This is a genomic window from Vibrio sp. 1F279 (genome assembly GCF_041439815.1).
Classification (GTDB): Bacteria; Pseudomonadota; Gammaproteobacteria; order Enterobacterales; family Vibrionaceae; genus Vibrio; species Vibrio tasmaniensis_A.
In genome coordinates this window covers 1-16,484 of the sequence record NZ_JBGOOU010000057.1, presented here as the reverse complement: position 1 = coordinate 16,484, position 16,484 = coordinate 1, and the positions used below count along the sequence as shown (strand labels likewise).

Sequence of the window (16,484 nt, the reverse complement as noted above, 5' to 3'; positions counted from 1 at the left end):
CGTACGACTGCAAATAGCATCGAATCCGTATTTTCGTATTCTTGAACGCCTTTCTCATGGGTGACTTTGACTTGTGCTACGTCTTTCTCCAGCTCTGTTAAGGCGAACTTCACGGCGTTATTGTGCGCTTCAATGAGGCGGCTATCTCCGCCAATAAGCGCGAGAACGCTGAGGGATTTGGGCGCAGAAAAGGTCAGGTCGAAGCCCGATTTATGATCATCTCGTTTTCCTTTAATGGTTTCACCGCCAAGACTGCCTGAGAGTACCGATTCTAGGGTGGCTTGCTCTACGGGTTTACCCGCCAGTCCCGCTTCGATGGCCAGCTTGCCATGCCAGAAGGTGTTTTCTTCTTGGTCTTTTTCCTTGAGGTAATAGTTATCGCCCGCGTTTTTTTCTAAAGAGACGTCAGGTAGGTCTTTGGGGTTTTCTTCGCTGAGATAATATTTGGCAGCGCCAGAAGCGGATTTTAATGGGCTAATAGAAAGCATGAGTATTTTCCTTATGCAACGCAAATTGCCGCTAGCAGCAAAACTGAGCGGTGAGTGGAGGTTAAGGGGGAAGTGGAATTAAAAGAGGTGTGGTTACAAAATGATCCCAACACAAGCAAAGGAATTGCTAGCGGTTAACGTTCGTTCTTCGTGAATGATGACGCCATTTTCATCAATGTGAATGGATGTAATGCCCGCTTTAAATCGGTCTAACGCTACAATTTCTTCCTTGGTTAAATGCTTGCCATGAGTCAGGCATTCTAGATGGTTAAAGCTGTATTCATCGGCGGCCATCGCTAGTTTCGAAGAATCAGAATGCTTCATGCACTCATTGCCATACAGCCAATCTTGAGCACACTCTATATTTGGCTCTAACTGGTAAGTCATATGGTGGGTGACGCTTGCAAAAGAATGGGACTGGCTTGTCCATTTGTAGCTCACTTGAAAACAATCAACCTCATCGGGAATGACGGCATACCAACCTCGACTTTTGGGGGAGGTATCTAAATAAACAGACACGTAGCGTTTGTTTGGCCAAAAGCGCTTTGTTTTTGGATTGCCGTTTGGTTTAGCCCAGTCGGGTCCTATAAATTCAAAATGAATGTCTGTTACCTTGTTGCTGGTCAGCTCAGGTGTCAGAAATATTCTAGGCGTAAATTGCAGGTATCGTTCCTTGGGGTATAGAGGCAGATGGATGTCGAGTTGGTGTTTAATGGCCGATTGGATCTCTGAGTGTGCTTGAGTGTAGCATTCTGACCATTCAAGACTTTTTGCCGCCTCAATGGGTGACATGCCCCGGGCATATAAATCGATATAGGGTGTCCAATCTATCTTGATGTATCGGTATGGGATTTTTTTGAGATGCGCTGCAAATGCCTTAAACCATTCTTTCCATTGGTCGTCATATTCGTGGGTCATTTTTCCGTTGAGATAATTAAGACCTTTGCGAGTAAAAGTGACGCACCTTTGATCATCGTTGAGTTCTAGGTAATTTTCTGAAATCAGTTGCTCTAAGATGTCTCTGATTAGCATGCCAGAGTGTGGGTAAACATCCAAAGCGCGCTCTTTTGCTTGAGACTTGCTCAAGCTCATTCGCTTTTCTTTCATGTGCGCTAGATACTGAGTGTTGATAGGGTCTACTTGGTAATTTTTTGTTCTTGGCCACAGCCAATCTAAAAGGTCGCGGGCATAGGCCGTATTCGGTCCTAATTCTAACGTATAGGACGTTGGCGCTTTGGGTAGGGGGGGAAGCTCTTCTTTATTGCCATTCATGGCGTTTAACTCTTCGGTAGTTAAGTTTCTTAGTATGACATGGGTAAAGCCTTCAATATTGTCGATGTGCTCCCCCAAGCTGACTCTGACACTTTGGATGAAAGGAATGATGGATGCTTGGTTAAATAGAATGTTGTGGGTTGGCTCGTGGTGCGTGACTGCTTGCGCTTTTAAGTCGTCCCAGTCGCCATAACCTACCGCTTGAGCGCAAATCGATAACCATGTGTTTTTTTCGGTGGCGTTGCCCTGAATGATTTCAGCGAAGGTAAGTTGATCGAATATAGTGTGTAATTGTTTCTTTAATATCGGTAGATGGTCAGAATTAAAGAGGGTCTTATTTGACATGGTAATTCCTTGATGAATGAACGTAAAAAAGCCTTGCAATGGCAAGGCTTGGAAGAGTGGTTGAGTGATTATTCGAGATGATGAGGCTCTAGGGTGTCGTCTCTATGGGGCGTTACGCTTTTCATCGATTTTCCTTTAATGAATCTCATCAATGATAGGGCTTACGTGCGCTTATGGTGCACTATAACTAAATATCTAGTCATGACTAAGATTGAGTCAGTGCACTTTTTGACACGCTGGGTGCCAAGTACATGAAAGTCAGGCCTATCGAATTCAATAAACCAAATAACGAGTACTTCATGCTGATGCTCAGGAGTAAAGCGAATACTGCAAAGGTGAGTACGATGTAGTGAGGAGTGTTGGGGCGTTTTTTAACAAAAAAACCACGATGCGCTTCAAACCATACAGTGATAAAAAGCCAGTGGACGCGATGAAAAGTTGCGTCCACTGAAATTGACTCTTGGTGATCTGCATAAGACAAAGTGCAAAAAATAAGAGTGAGACGACCAAGGTCTCGAAGATTAATCTAGACAAACTCGGTAACATAAAAATACCTAATACATTTGGTTTGCAATGACCTATTTCTGTCTTGTGTGGCTATCGACTATTTGATGCGCTATTCAACCATATCGCCCGCTTCCATCTCTATTTCCGGTGAGGTGGCTTGCTCTTCAATGGTTCGCTGCGCTTGCTCCTGGTACTCGAGATTGTCTTGATCCTTTGACTCGACCATCGCTTGCACGGTGTCACTTTGCATCGCTTCTTTCATTTGGCTTGCCTCGTTGAGCATTTATTCTTTTGAATCGAACTTGGCATGTTGTAGCTTGAGAAGTGGTTGCTGCGCTTCTTTGGATAGGTGAAGACTCGGTGCGACCTTTCGTAGTAAGTGGTTTGAACATGGGCTGTGACAATGTCACGCTACGTTTGTTGAAAGAAGGGCAGATGTCTTTCATGACATCGAACTCCAAATCCAGCTTAGTGATGAGATCAACACCTGGCGTACGTACGTAACACAGCAAATCATCCAAAGCTTGGATCTCACTCGGCGAGACCGCCGGGCCTTGTGACCGTTTGATGGCCCAATGACACACCGTCACGCAGCGTGTTCGCGCCGTACGACACGTTTTCTTTAGAAATATCGACTTCTTGCTCCCCCAAGTCTTTGGAAGAGATTTGCGCCATTTGTGCTGATGGCGCACGAAAGAAAAAGCGCGTGTTCAACAAATCAAACATCTCATCGGCGGCGTTCTTGCCATAGGTTTTCAGCAACTGCGCGTACGATTGGATACCAATTAAGTAGCACCCGCCAAATTTTCGCACTTCGGCTGTGATGGAGCCGAGTTCAGGTAATTTATGCAGACTGGGCATTTCATCCATCAAGACCCAAATGCGGCGGTCTTCATCGGCTTCTAGCCCTAAAATGGCGTTGGACACGATAGCCAACCACATGGAGATGAGCGGTCGCAGTGACGCATGCTGCTGCGCGTTACTCTATAAGAACAAAAAGCCGGTCTGCTTATCGTCTTGTACCCAGTCTGTAATAGAAAACTTCTTCTGCAGCGCTTCGTCTCGATGCTCATCATCAAGGCCGTCTAAAAACGCATGCTTTTCATGTAGGTGGCCAATACCGATTTGATGGAAATCGCGGTTTTCTTGATGTCCTTCGATGCCAGGGCGGCGGCCTCGGTGCCTTCCAGAAAATTACCTAACGCTTCAAGCTCACTGGTCAAAATTAAACTCAATAGGCGTGCGGTCGTCGCGGGTTTATTGTCCTGGCTCATGCGAAAGGCGGTGGATGAAAAAATGGTGCGCGCTGAGTCAACCCAAAATGGATCGCCATCGCCGTGTTGTGGGATGAGGGCCGCGGCCATGTTCTCAAAGTCGGGGGCGTCTTTTGCGTCGCACCACACGTCCCAATTCGCGCATCGAGCATCAAACGGGTTCAATATGACGTCGGTCTCAGGGCGGTAGAATTTACAGGTGAACACACAACCTTTGTCGTAAATAATGGCCTTGTCGCCACGCTCTCGTATCCATCGCACCAGTTTGCGGATCATCACTGATTACCCGCCGCGCCCGTGGTGCCATCGCCATAACCGCGTTTACGGTTCACTTTAGCGCGCTTGATTTGCATCTTGGTTAATACTTGTAGCTCAACCAGACGAAAACCACGCACATGAAAGTCTTCACTCTGTTTCTCGCCTTGCTCTTTGAAAAAACGCTGCAGCAGATAAAAGATGAAGAATCCGACCAACATCGAAATGAGGTAGTAGACTTGGAAGTTTCGCAACTCCTCGGCGTGAATATCGAGAAGCACGACATTGTCAAGCTGAGACGCGAGCGTGGATTGGTAGCGCTCACCGTCCCACACTGGGTTCACCAAGTTGTCTAATAGCGTATAAAATATTCCGCCAGTAATAGAACTCCCCCAAAAGGCGTGACGCGAGGGTGGCCAATAACATCCCAAAACCAATGAACTTGATGATGGTGTTGTTGACTTGGAAGAACATTCGAATGGAATGGAAGATGACTTGGCCACCTCGGGTAAAATGATTGCTTTTCTTACGGGGACGCATCGTCGCTCCTTATTTAAGAGTTGGCGTTGAAGGTAAAGTGGTGAAATGAACGTATTCACTGCTATTCAAAGGAAAGGCGCGCTTACGCCATGATTTTCATTGGGGATTTGATACACTGTGCGACTGATTGGATAAACAGAGCGCTTTGATGAGTCAAAATTTAAAACACTACCTAGCTCTGGATGAGCTGGTTACCCATTCACTGCTGACGCTCTATTGCACTATGAGTCAGCAAGGTGGGTTTTGGACGGTAAAGAAACGCAATGCCTTCTTGGTGAAATACCTCAAACCGAAAGTAAAGCAGGCTCAATTCTCTGTGTGCAAAAACGACCTAAAAACCATGCTCACTATTGGTCGCCAAACCAGAGGCAATCTTGAGCAAAAGTTGTGGACGGTCAATCAACTGAACCTTGAGTATCAGGCTCGATTGTCACAGGCGGATGAACTCTATCTCATGCTGACAGACCTCAATGATCAGCACCAATTTCCTTCCGAGCTCGACCATCCCGACAAAGCGAGAGAGGAGGAGATCTTGTACATGACCCAGTCAGAAATTGAAGAAGGGTTTGATAAAGACAATAACCAAATCAAACCCTTGGTGATGACTGTCAAAACGACGCGCCTCAAAGCGCTGATTGAGGCCGTGCAAGCCCAAGGTGTCTATCGCGTAGAAATCGAGCATGTGGATGAGCATGAAGTGATTCACTTACTCTTGCATCGCATTTCCTCCCCAAAAGTGAGCGATAAGCACGTTGTTGGACAATGACCTCTTTATTTCTCCCCCTCTGTGCCATCTAAGCTTTTATATGAGACCCAGTTAACAAAGCATCACTACTTTCAAATGAATTTTGACACACACTTCGACAAGCATTATATATGTGCCGCTTAGTCATATAAAAACTCAACAATAAATAGGCTTAACATGAACCCAATGATTAAAACGTTACTGAACATTCGCACTTTGCGAGCATTCTCTCGAGAATTAACTTTTGAGCAGCTTGAAGAAGCACTGGATAAATTAACAACCGTGTATCTGGAGCGCCAGGAAAGCGAAGAAGCTGAACGTGAAGCGCGCGCAGAAAAAGAGGCCAAAGTGGCTGAAATGGCAAAACAAATGTCAGAGAGTGGAATAGGGGTAGAGGACTTACTGGCAGCGCTCACTGGACAGCCAAAAACAAAAAAAATTCGTCAACCAAGACCCGCGAAATACCAATACACTGATGAGAGCGGCACTGAAAAAACATGGACAGGACAAGGTCGCACACCTGCGGCCATTCAAACGAAATTAGATGCGGGTCAATCCATTGATGATTTTTTGATTAAGCGCTAGTTTCTTTTACTCAAACAATGGCTTACTTATCATAGCCAGGCCTGCTGGGCTTATTTATCACGAGAGATAAGCCCACAATGACCCAACATTTCGACGAGAATGATACCTTACTGAAGTCAGAGACGGTATTTATGAAAGGGCTTGGAGACGCCAAAAAGCGCCCCTGCAGACGGCTATAACGGTCATACTTGACCCTTTGCTCAGCAAAAAGTCAGGGCAATGGAAAGAGCCCCCATGACTTGGCGCTGGCAAACACATATCAATATTACAAAGCATTAAACGAAAGGTGGTTTAATGCTCTATTGCCCCTTTATATGGTAACAAGCCACGAAAGACTTACATCACCTTCAATTACAGTAATTATAAATAAAGAGGGCTTCAGAGCCTCGGCTCGTTGTTTGTCGTTTTTATAGATATAGTCACACAGTTTCAATCAAATGGATTAACTCATTGCGCCTTTGGTCAGAAACGACCGACCAGTGTACACCTTGTATCGCTCCCTCTAGAATCCAAAGCAGTTCAAGTTTAACGGGAACATTATGCGAAGCTCGAATGGCGAGGAAAGCGTTGGCTGCGCCAACACGATATAAACACTCAACAGAATCAATACCAGCCTTCCTGAGCATCCGTTCTGTGCTTGCTTGAAAGTTCGGTAATACTCTCAATTTAACGGGGAAAGATAAACGTTTTGATAACCCTCTATTCTGGGAATCGTTCAGTGCACATTTAGCTAATTGAAGCACCTGGTTACGATCCTTCAATACATCATTAGGTAGGATGTAATAAGAGGTGACAACCCGACCCGTCCGTTTTGTATAAGAAAAGGGCTGAAATCCACGCTTTTCAAACACTTTTTTTTGGCTTTCATTCGCTCTTATGCATAATCGCTCTTTCGCAACGAAAGCAAAAACTGTCTTATCTGAAAATAAACCAAATCCGCCGAACATAGAGTGCGATGTTATGCTTCCTAATGGTGATAATAGATCCATGTAATGTTTCAAAAAATTGTTAGGCATACTGATGAATACTGTAATGTTTAACCTCATTTTTAGAGGAGGTATGATTTAACTATTTTATGGGCTAATGCAAAGTAAAAGCATGATCGAGTTCTCATATTAACCGCCCATTTGGAACGCCGTATAACATGACCATAATACGGATAAAATACCGTTAACAAGCTTCTAGCATTTCAACTAATACGGTGCTTCGCGTCTCACCTCAATAACAGGAAAAGGGCTCAGAAGTAGAGGGTAAGTGAGAGACAAATATAAAATAACGTCAAAACCCGTCCGGTTCTTACTATCAATAAAGTAGCCCACTGAGACGGTCCACTAAAATTTCCTGAGACGAAATTAAAAAATAGGGGTTGGTCGCGCTCAGTGAGCTAGGGTTATCGATTAAAAACGAAAATACTTCTGACGTACTGCGTTTGTCTGGCTCACTCTACCTACTACATGCAGGCATATAGCAGGTGGAGCGAACCTTGATTTATTCCATAACACGAAAGTGGGGTGGGTAAATTCGTCCAACGTTTGGAAAGGGAATCCATTGAATGTTCTGCTTGTTCAGGGCTCTCACAAGGGTTGAGCGTTTTTATAACTCAGGAACAAATTTCTTAAGATCACGATGGAGATTAGCTGGGCAATCTCCAATTGCGCTCCAATAGTCAACAATACCTTTGATTTTGCCGATATCTGCATGACCGTTGTCATGCATAATTTTCATTAACTCTAAAGTCGGAATAGACTTCACTTCAAACGTTTCGGCTAACTCAGCCATGTCTTGATCATCTGTCACCACAGGAATATCTAACTCTAGCGCATACGCAATGTAGAGGGCATCAACCTTTTAGCGTCTTCTATAAGTAAGCACGAAATGTCGCCAGTCGTTGCCGTCGAGCATATCGAGAACAATGAGTGGTTCAGGTTGTTTTAACATGTCAGGGCCGCATCGTATTTTTTCATCATAGGTTATTGTATTCGATGATGGAGGGATAAATTGAGTGGCGAGTATGATGACCGTGATCATGACCATGTGTCGTGTTTGTTTGAGTAATCACGATGGTTTCAATTGTTGTGTTTTGTTGTGTCGTTGCCAGCGTCACTGTGCCAAAACCAAGATTTGGTAAACTATTATCCCATAAAAGAGAGCCTGAAAAGGGGCATAGCGCAAATACGCATCCGTTAGAGCCGCAAATCAACATACCTTTTTCTAGCAAGAGCGTAGTGGTTCCTAATGCCTGGTACTCTTTTCCTTGTGGCCGATTTCTCCACACTTCTTGTCCTGTTAATTGGTGAATGGCGATAATGTGACCATTGGTTGCGCAAAATAATAACTCTTTAAGGTATAGCGTTTTCGCGGTTTCTTTCTCTTCTGCCTCGATGGGGGAGTGTATGAAACAAGTAAATCCTTGCTGCGTCAGTTGACTTGCCTCCTCTTTTAATGTGCCATCTTCATTACTCAATAAAAGATATTCATTTTCTTTGTGTAGGAAAAGATAACGCATTAATCGCATTTCCATACAGGCAGTTGATGTGCTTTAGGGATAGGTTGGTTGTAAGGGTATTTCATTTGCAGTCCGTATTGGGCTTTTGGGTTCATAATTATTTTCCATTGTTGAGGTGTCTCGTCCTAAAATACGTTGACGGTGTTATGTCATGCTTTTTAAGCTTCTCTTGATAAAAACTAGAACAATACTGAAGCCCTCTCTCTTAGTGATGGATTGTCGCATGACGATAACATCGAGTTTTTACCGTCATATCTAAGGCCTTCACAACATCGCTCGCTTTCATTTCATTGCTGACTTCATAACCCATGATTTTAAGACTGAAGGCATCGGTAACCAATGACAAGTAATGAAAGCCCTCGATCGACTGAACATAAGTGATGTCGCTCACCAGAACCTCTCTGGTTTTGACGGAACGACTTCTTTTAGCAAGTTCGGATGTTTTTTCATCCAGTGCCTGCTGTTCGTTGTTTTGGTGTAACTCCGTTTCGGCTTAACGAGTAAGCGCTCTTCCCTGAGGTAATCAAACAAAGCATCACGCCCAAGTTTTACTCCCTTAGCTATCAGCCTAGGTTTCAATAAGAAATAGAGCTTACGAGTTCCTAGCCGAGGCATGAAGCGTCTTAGTTCAAGGACCATTCCTTTAACAGGAGCAAGCTCAGCCTGACGAGTTGCCTCACGCTTTTCTCTCTGTGACGGGATATATCGAGCAATGAGCAAGCTTTACTTAAGCTTAATTTCCTCTCCTTTTGAAGGCTTCTTGCTCCTTCGCTATATACTTTTTCTTAGCGACATCCCATGCTCAGCATCAATAATATCAACAACTCTGTTGAGAAGAAGGCACCTAAGACGTTCGTCTTCGAGCTCTTGTTCAAGTCGTTTTATTTTTTGGGCGGGTGTTTCATTCACTCTCGGTGATTTTGACATCGTGTTCTTCCTTGGATTGGTAGTCCAATCCATTTTGCCATGCTTTCTTAACCAAGTAAGAACGGTCGAACGACCTTGTATGCCGTAAATTGATTGGGCTTGTTTATAGGTCATATCGCCTTTTTCGATGGCGTCTACAATCTGTAATTTAAAGCCTAGTGTGTAATCACGCTGAGTGCGCTTAACGTAGTGTTTATTTGGAATGGTCATATGTGTAACACATTTCAGGACGGGACAGTGATTAACATCCTTGTTTAAATGCCCTCGACACCTAGTTTTTGATAAGTTGACCATTTAAGAGGGTATTTAAGTTCCTTAAAGCGCAATGGCTATTTATTCTACCATTTCTCCAGAGTCCATCTCGATATCTTGAGATATCGCCGACTCTTCAAGCTCTTGATGCGCGCGCTCTTGATGGTCATTGTCTGATTTGAGCTTTTCCGACTCCTTGCTGGCTAACGCTTTGACTGTCTCACTTCGTTGTGCTTGTTGGATTTGGTCGGTTTCCAGCTTCATCTCTTCCGGCGTTTCAAATTGCTTGGCTTGGATTTCTGTGAGTGCGTTACGCTCTTCTTCGTTGAGGAGCATACCTGGGGCGACACACTCAAAGTAAATCGCTTTTTGATACGCTTTGGTCATGGCGGGCGATGGGGTGTAATCACGTTTTATAAAGGCCGGTGTCACATCTCGCATCTTATCAAAGTGCAAATCCAGTCGAGTGATAAAGCTGCTTCCTGGTACGCGAAGGTAACATTGCAAATCATCCATGGCTTGGATTTCACTGCTAGAGATAACCGGTCGTGTCACCGTCTGGTGGCCAATCGATACCCCATCACGGAGTGCATTTGCACCGTAAGAAATGTGCTCTCTTGAGACATCCACCTCTTGCTCACCCAAATCTTTGGATGAGATTTGCGCCATCTGCGCTGATGGGGCGCGAAAGTAAAAGCGAGAGTTGAGTAAATCAAAAATAACGTCCGCGGTATTTTTTCCGTAGGTTTTCACTAGCTGCGCATAAGACTGGAGACCAATCACATAACAGCCCCCAAACTTACGCACTTCGGCAATGATGGTGTCAAGCTCAGGCAGTTTATGCAGACTTGGCATTTCATCCATAATCACCCAGATGCGGCGGTCTTCATCGTCTTTGAGTCCCAAGATAGCGTTAGAAGCAATGGCAAGCCACGTCGAAATCAAAGGACGCAATGAGGCGTGTTGCTGCGCGTTACTCGATAAAAACAAAAAGCCTTTTTGTTTGTCATCTTGTACCCAATCGGTGATAGAAAACGGTTTACGTTTGGGCTCTCCTTTCGTGTCTTTGTCATCCAAGCCATCTAAAAAGCGTAGGCTCTTAATGTAGGTAGCGAGCACCGACTTAATGGAGATGGCCGTCTTTTTGATGTCTTTCGAGACCAGGGAAGCAGACTCTGTGCCTTGCAGGAAATTACCCAGGGTTTCAAGTTCAGACGTGAGTATCAGGCTAAGCAGCCTTGCGGTCGAGCAGGGCTTGTCATCTTGGCTCATGCGATACGCCGCACTTGAAAAGATAGTCCGGGCGGAGTCGACCCAGAATGGGTCACCTTCGCCATGCTGCGGGATAAGGGCGCTGGCGATATTTTCAAAGTCAGGGGCTTCTTTTGCATCGCACCACACATCCCAATTGGCGCAGCGTTCATCGAAGGGGTTGAGTAAGGTGTCTTGGCTAGGGTCAAAGAACTTACTGGTAAAGGTGCAGCCTTTATCATAAATAATCGCTTTATCCCCACGTTTGCGTATCCAGCGCAGCAGTTTCCGCAGCATGACGGATTTACCGGCCCCTGTGGTGCCGTCAATCAGCATGTGCTGCACTTCAAACTCACGTTTAAATAAGGCCAGCCCATCCACTTTGAAATCAGAAATTCGTCCGTTGCCTACACCCTGTTTCTTGAGTTTCTTTGCCCGTTTTTTCAAATCATTTGTGAGCACTTTGGGTTCGGCGTATTGAAAGCCTCGAACGTGGAAATCTTCACTTTGCTTTTCGCCTTGTCGTTTAAAGAAACTCATGGCGAGCATCAAAATAGCGAAGGCAATACCGATGGCAATTAAGAAGTTGATTTGTATTTGGTGTATCACGTTATCGTAAAGGTCGATGAGTTGGGTGTTTTCCAGTTGGGAGGCGAGCGTACCAACGTAGCGTTTCCCGCTCCAGAACGTCGTGACTTCGCTGTTAAGATCGTGCCCAAAGCTGGCATAGATATGATTGCGCCAGTAGTAGAACACAGACCAAAAGGCGTTATCAGGAGCGCGTAGCCAGGTTAGAACACCAGTGAGTGCTATCACCGACCAAATGGCGGCGTAGACTAAGGTGTTGTTGACTTGAAAGAACATCCGAATGGAGTGAAAAGTAATTTGTCCGCCACGGGTAAAGTGGTTGCCGGACGCGCGTTTAGGTCTAGGCATAGTGGTTCCTTGAGAGTTAAATGCAGTACTTTTTATATAATTACCTGCGTATGCAGATGAGCTGGTTTAGATTGGAGGTCAATTATGTGGACGAAGAAAGGTCATCTAACAGGGCAGAAAAAGTCCTTCAAGCTTGAAGATATCTGGCGAATTCGCACTAGGCTTGAAATCGACCTTGCTCAATCTCGCTATCGATTGCAAGTTACGTTCTTGTGACTTACTTAGAATGAAAGTGAGGGATATCTCTTCTGGTTCGCGTGCTTTACAGCCAGAGGGGTACAGTTTGAGCTCACTTCACGCACTGCACAGCCAACTCTCTGCACCAGACTCTATTTTCCCAAGTCCTCGAAGGCAGGGTAAAGCAATTAGTTGTAGCAGCTACGCCACCATCATTTTCCGCTGGGTAACGGAACTCGGCTACGATCCCTATCTCTATGGTACCCACTCGATGCGCCGTACCAAGGTGACGTTAATTTAGGCGAGAACCAAAAACATTCGCGCTGTGCAACTATTACTTGGCCATGTTAAGTTGGATAATACCATTTGCTATTTAGGCGTAGAAATTGAGGAGGCTCTGAACATCTCTGAGGGGATAGACTCATAGTAAGGTTGGAGTGTTGATTTTAGAAAGGTCATTTTTAATGACCTTGAAATGATTATTATAAAACAATAGGTTAATAATATTTATTCGTTATTTTTGCCGTATTATCCCCTTTGAGTTTGCCGTATTTCTTCCTGTCATAATAAGGTTGCGTTATATTACGAACACGTATGAAAGTTAGGAGGTTCAAATGACAGCAGTTGATCGCGTTTATCAAAAGATAAAGCGCTCCAGACGCTATGTTTTTGAGCGCAAAGACTTTGATGTAGGTTTCACCCATTCGCCACGAGCCAGATACGGGCTTATTTCTACACCTCGCTCTGTGCTCTAATACTGGCGTAAATTTGATAACCCAACGATTAATAGTGGCCTGATCCACAACGACTCCGCGCTCCAATTGTATCTCTTCAATTTCACGATAACTGAGTTTATAGGCGAGATAATAACGTACGGTTTCGAGAATAACTTCAGAGGGGAAGTGGCAACCTTTAAACATTGAGATTCAGAGTATTAGGTAAAGATTGAGTAAATCTTAACCGACAACGCAAAACTTTGCGACAAAACCCATCATGTCGTACGGACATTGTTTATTTAGATATTCCATGTATTCTACTTAATGACCATCTTGCGGCTTTAAATGTTCCATTTCATTGAATATGTAGTTATTCAATATCACACGTTTGAAAAGTAACTTTCGCGTAACTTCAGGGACATCTACTTCGTTACACACGGATTCAAACTCTTGGGTAATCGTAGAAATTTGAAACCTAATAATTTCTTCTGCTTTTTCAGCCTTAATATTGAAACTTGGTGCTGCTTGCATACAAAGTGATAACAGAGATAAATTAAGATTTTCGAAGATCTTCATTCCATGACTCGCCTCCCCACCTGTACGGTTTTGTGGACAAATATCATAAGCCGGTGACAGGGATATTTTCTCCCCTTCTACAAAGAAAGCATGATTTCGAGCATGGTCATCCGTATTACCGATCAGTACATTAAATACCATCCGTGCAAATAGCTCTTGGCTATCAGAGGTAAAATCGATGCAATACTGCTTCATATTGTTCACTAGGTCTGCGTAAGATGCCTCTCTAGCCCATGTTTCATCTAAGCCTAAAACTGTCAGCCCGGACACCATTGAGCGACGACACCAAACGTCACCAACTAACGCTCTATCAAAGCGTCTTACAAGAAGAACATCTTTTCCTAATACTTTTTCAAAAATAACTTCGGCAACATTGAGTCCTGCTAACTTGGCAAGCCTCATTGCTACGTATTCTGATTGTACAACTTCGTAAGTATCATTTGATGCTGAAAACTTAGCAATATACTTAGCTTCATTACCAGTGATCATCGCTTTCGGGCGAGCACCTCCGAGGGATGTACCATGCATAAGTGCTCTATCCAAATCCGAAGAGATTTCCTTACCTTGACCGACGATTTCAGACGCATTGTATAATTCTTCAAGAGTTGCCGCATCAGTAGAACGATCAAAATACTCAGTGGCCGATTCTTGAAAATCGAGAGAACCGATCCGATCTGAAGCGGAATGCATCAAATACGTCATTTCGCCTAACTCAGCATCGTAGTCTTTGCCCATCAACCGAGAATTAATGACCCTACGTCCCCAAGCATCTGGAGCTGCATCACGCAAGCAAGAGAATATAGGCATACCTTGAACTGGTTCCTTAGTACCAGCAGAAAGCGGTAATTCATTTGAGTAAATTGGTTCTGCATCTGAACGTTTCAAGTAAGACTGACCGTACGTAAAATGTTGGCCAGTTTCATCAATAGTGAGTCTACCTGCTACCACAGGCTCTGATTGTCCTTTAAGCCATTTCCAAACGAAGCATTGATTACTAGAAGTCATCATCTAAAATTACCTTTTTCCTTCTTACTCGATTAGGCAGTAATGCCTCAATTTTCGCATTTGTTTTACGTTTAATAGCAAACTGGTTTTCATCGGGTTCAAATAAAGGAACACCTAATACCCAAGCAGTTTCGAAGTAGAGTCCGATACTTACAGACGGATCACCTTTAAGAATCTTTATCATAGTGGGCTTAGATACCCCAACTCGGGAACAAGTCTCTTCTAGAGTGATTTTCTTTTCCTTACGCTGGATTGTAAGCATCGTGGCAAAATGAGTTAGTGCGGCACTAGCAACAGTGCTAACCTGAATGTTACCTCTTCCCATAGTAAATCAACCTTTACCGAAAATATAATAAGGTAAATATTAATTTACCAAAATTTAAATGTCAAAGTAATAGGTTAGAAATAATTATAGTAAAAACTATTTTACTATAAAAACCTTAAAGTGAATTGTAGTTTACAATAAAACAGTCATTGAAATGACTGCAATGAAAAACAGAGATCCTGTCTGAACTCTCTATTTAGTTATTGCTTTACCACACTTTGGTCGAGTAGACGACACCTGAGAAGCTTTTGGACAAAACCTTCCAATTACAGTCAACGATGCGAAATATTTATGCATTTAATGCAGGAGTGCATTCATTGTTAATGCAGCACCTTTCATTCTATTAAACAGCTACAAACTCAAGCTTGCTCTCATTATTGTTCAGTGTACAATATAGAATTGCACACTGAACAATAGAGTAAAATCATGAATGCCAATACGATAGCAAACAAATACCTTGAAGCACTTGAAGAAGCAAACATTGAAAAAGTACTATCGCTTTTCACGCCAGATGCGTTGGTGAGTTCACCACTTTACGGTGAACGTAAGGCAGCAGACTTTTATCCTGAATTGTTTGAAGATACGAGCAGTTCAAAGCTAACCTTGAAGGGTGTAATGGAAGGGAAATCAACTCGTGACTGTACAGATTTGATATCTATCTGGTTCTACTTTGACTGGACACTTGCCAATGGTGAACCTGCACCTTTTAATGTTGTCGATGTGTTAGAAGTCGACAAAGGTAGCCGCTTGATTACCAAATTAAATATTGTTTACGATACTTTTAACATTAGAAGTTCGTTCAATCTGTCTAAAAAGCAGACCTCCCTTTAGCAAGTACTTTATAGATAGCGGTACCTTTATGAAAAGAAAAGCAAATACAACACCTCTCTCTAAGGAAATTATAATCGAGGTAGCACTGAATCTTATTGCGGAGAAAGGAATCGATACGTTTAGTATTCGAGACGTAGCTAAACGGTTAGATACCTATCCAACAGCTATCTATTGGTATTTTAAAAACAAAAACACACTGTTAGGTGAAATTGCAAATACAGTGATGTCTAGTGTCACACCTAACTACGGTAACCTGGATTGGCACGTCTGGTTGACCCTGTTATTCCAAAACTACAGAGGTGCAGTAAAACACCATCCCCACATCGCAGATTTGATAGGAGGGCGACTTCTGGCAAATGCGTATCAAGATCCTAGATTGCTAGATGGAATTATAGCTGCTCTTTTGGATGCAAATTGTCCGCCGTCTCATATAGTCCCTATGTACAACACAGTAATTGCATCAATGTGTGGTTTCGTAACCATGGAGTTCGGTCATTTACCGCTAGATAATGCGGATGAATGGGAAGCTAAGTTAAGAGGGGAGGCTAAGAAGGTAGAAAATAGTGAGTATCCAAACTTAACTCGTTTTCTACCTCAAATGATGAATGCTTCTTTCATTTTACGCTGGCAAAATGGCTATGACAAACCGATGGATGAGAGTTTTAATAGGTATGTTGATGTTTTTATAGATGGTTTGAAACACCAGATTAACGCACTAAACGAGATGCCATAGCAGGAATTTTATACCTTATGGTAACGTTAATTTCAGAAAGTATTGTGCTTAACTATGCACCTCATGAAGCCAATAAGACACTTTTGAGTTAGAAAGTGCCACGAGTCAAAATTCAGGTCTATGAAGCCTCTGGACATAAATGAGCTACAGCTTCCCCTAAATTAGCAATTCATAGATAACTAAAGGGGCTCTTCTCCGCTTAGATGAGCTTGATTTCTGGGTAAAAGGTAGAGTGAGT

General features: G+C 43.5%; 12 protein-coding genes and 5 pseudogenes. 6 read left to right on the top strand and 11 right to left on the bottom strand.

Annotation, left to right across the window (positions count from 1 at the left end; translation table 11 throughout):
• The 3 genes and pseudogenes from mobF to traD (ACED60_RS24080) all read right to left on the bottom strand — a co-directional run.
• Positions 1-488 (bottom strand): MobF family relaxase (mobF, locus tag ACED60_RS24090; RefSeq protein ID WP_371728619.1); only part of this gene is annotated, 488 nt, incomplete at its 3' end.
• 93 nt (positions 489-581) lie between these two features.
• Positions 582-2,105: a hypothetical protein gene (locus ACED60_RS24085; RefSeq protein WP_102258448.1), complete on the bottom strand. Its 1,524-nt coding sequence runs from the start codon at positions 2,103-2,105 to the stop codon at positions 582-584.
• A 616-nt stretch (positions 2,106-2,721) separates the two neighbouring features.
• A pseudogene (gene traD / locus ACED60_RS24080) lies at positions 2,722-4,681 on the bottom strand (type IV conjugative transfer system coupling protein TraD).
• A 148-nt stretch (positions 4,682-4,829) separates the two neighbouring features.
• Between traD (ACED60_RS24080) and ACED60_RS24075 the strand changes: the two are divergent.
• A complete protein-coding gene (locus ACED60_RS24075; RefSeq protein ID WP_017100254.1) occupies positions 4,830-5,447 on the top strand; it encodes a DUF2913 family protein in 618 nt (205 codons plus the stop codon).
• Positions 5,448-5,603: 156 nt separating this feature from the next.
• Positions 5,604-6,011, top strand: coding sequence for an H-NS family nucleoid-associated regulatory protein (locus ACED60_RS24070; RefSeq protein WP_017100253.1), 408 nt, complete (start codon positions 5,604-5,606; stop codon positions 6,009-6,011).
• 419 nt (positions 6,012-6,430) lie between these two features.
• Here ACED60_RS24070 and ACED60_RS24065 read toward each other — a convergent pair whose 3' ends face one another.
• The 5 genes and pseudogenes from ACED60_RS24065 to traD (ACED60_RS24045) all read right to left on the bottom strand — a co-directional run bounded on the left by ACED60_RS24065 (position 6,431) and on the right by traD (ACED60_RS24045) (position 11,883).
• Positions 6,431-7,000, bottom strand: coding sequence for a TfoX/Sxy family DNA transformation protein (locus tag ACED60_RS24065; RefSeq protein ID WP_102579742.1), 570 nt, complete (start codon positions 6,998-7,000; stop codon positions 6,431-6,433).
• 604 nt (positions 7,001-7,604) lie between these two features.
• A complete protein-coding gene (locus ACED60_RS24060; RefSeq protein WP_198927411.1) occupies positions 7,605-7,790 on the bottom strand; it encodes a hypothetical protein in 186 nt (61 codons plus the stop codon).
• Positions 7,791-7,974: 184 nt separating this feature from the next.
• Positions 7,975-8,517 (bottom strand): hypothetical protein, encoded by a 543-nt coding sequence (locus tag ACED60_RS24055; RefSeq protein ID WP_017100250.1) that lies wholly within the window; start codon positions 8,515-8,517, stop codon positions 7,975-7,977.
• Positions 8,518-8,653: 136 nt separating this feature from the next.
• Positions 8,654-9,654: pseudogene (locus tag ACED60_RS24050) on the bottom strand (IS3 family transposase); the annotation flags it as partial.
• A gap of 123 nt (positions 9,655-9,777) precedes the next feature.
• Positions 9,778-11,883, bottom strand: a complete 2,106-nt coding sequence (traD, locus tag ACED60_RS24045; protein WP_305373645.1) for a type IV conjugative transfer system coupling protein TraD — start codon at positions 11,881-11,883, stop codon at positions 9,778-9,780.
• A gap of 84 nt (positions 11,884-11,967) precedes the next feature.
• Between traD (ACED60_RS24045) and ACED60_RS24040 the strand changes: the two are divergent.
• Positions 11,968-12,487 (top strand): annotated as a pseudogene (locus ACED60_RS24040) (integrase).
• Between the two features lie 187 nt (positions 12,488-12,674).
• Positions 12,675-12,749 (top strand): annotated as a pseudogene (locus ACED60_RS24035) (S-adenosylhomocysteine hydrolase); the annotation flags it as partial.
• Here the strand turns inward: ACED60_RS24035 and ACED60_RS24030 are convergent.
• From ACED60_RS24030 to ACED60_RS24020, 3 genes and pseudogenes are all read right to left on the bottom strand, one after another.
• Positions 12,741-12,980: pseudogene (locus ACED60_RS24030) on the bottom strand (IS6 family transposase); the annotation flags it as partial. The pseudogenes ACED60_RS24035 and ACED60_RS24030 sit on opposite strands and share 9 nt — an antisense overlap.
• Before the next feature lie 117 nt (positions 12,981-13,097).
• The gene (locus tag ACED60_RS24025) at positions 13,098-14,360 is read right to left on the bottom strand and encodes a type II toxin-antitoxin system HipA family toxin (protein WP_017100094.1); all 1,263 of its coding nucleotides are present in this window, start codon (positions 14,358-14,360) and stop codon (positions 13,098-13,100) included.
• Positions 14,347-14,682 carry an XRE family transcriptional regulator gene (locus ACED60_RS24020; RefSeq protein ID WP_371728618.1) on the bottom strand — a complete coding sequence of 112 codons (336 nt, stop codon included), beginning with the start codon at positions 14,680-14,682 and terminating at the stop codon, positions 14,347-14,349. Before ACED60_RS24020 ends, ACED60_RS24025 begins: the two co-directional genes overlap by 14 nt.
• A gap of 426 nt (positions 14,683-15,108) precedes the next feature.
• Between ACED60_RS24020 and ACED60_RS24015 the strand changes: the two genes are divergently transcribed.
• Together ACED60_RS24015 and ACED60_RS24010 are read left to right on the top strand one after the other, a co-directional pair.
• A complete protein-coding gene (locus ACED60_RS24015) occupies positions 15,109-15,513 on the top strand; it encodes a nuclear transport factor 2 family protein (protein WP_017100096.1) in 405 nt (134 codons plus the stop codon).
• A 28-nt stretch (positions 15,514-15,541) separates the two neighbouring features.
• Positions 15,542-16,246, top strand: coding sequence for a TetR/AcrR family transcriptional regulator (locus ACED60_RS24010; protein WP_017103707.1), 705 nt, complete (start codon positions 15,542-15,544; stop codon positions 16,244-16,246).
• Positions 16,247-16,484: the final 238 nt, after the last annotated feature.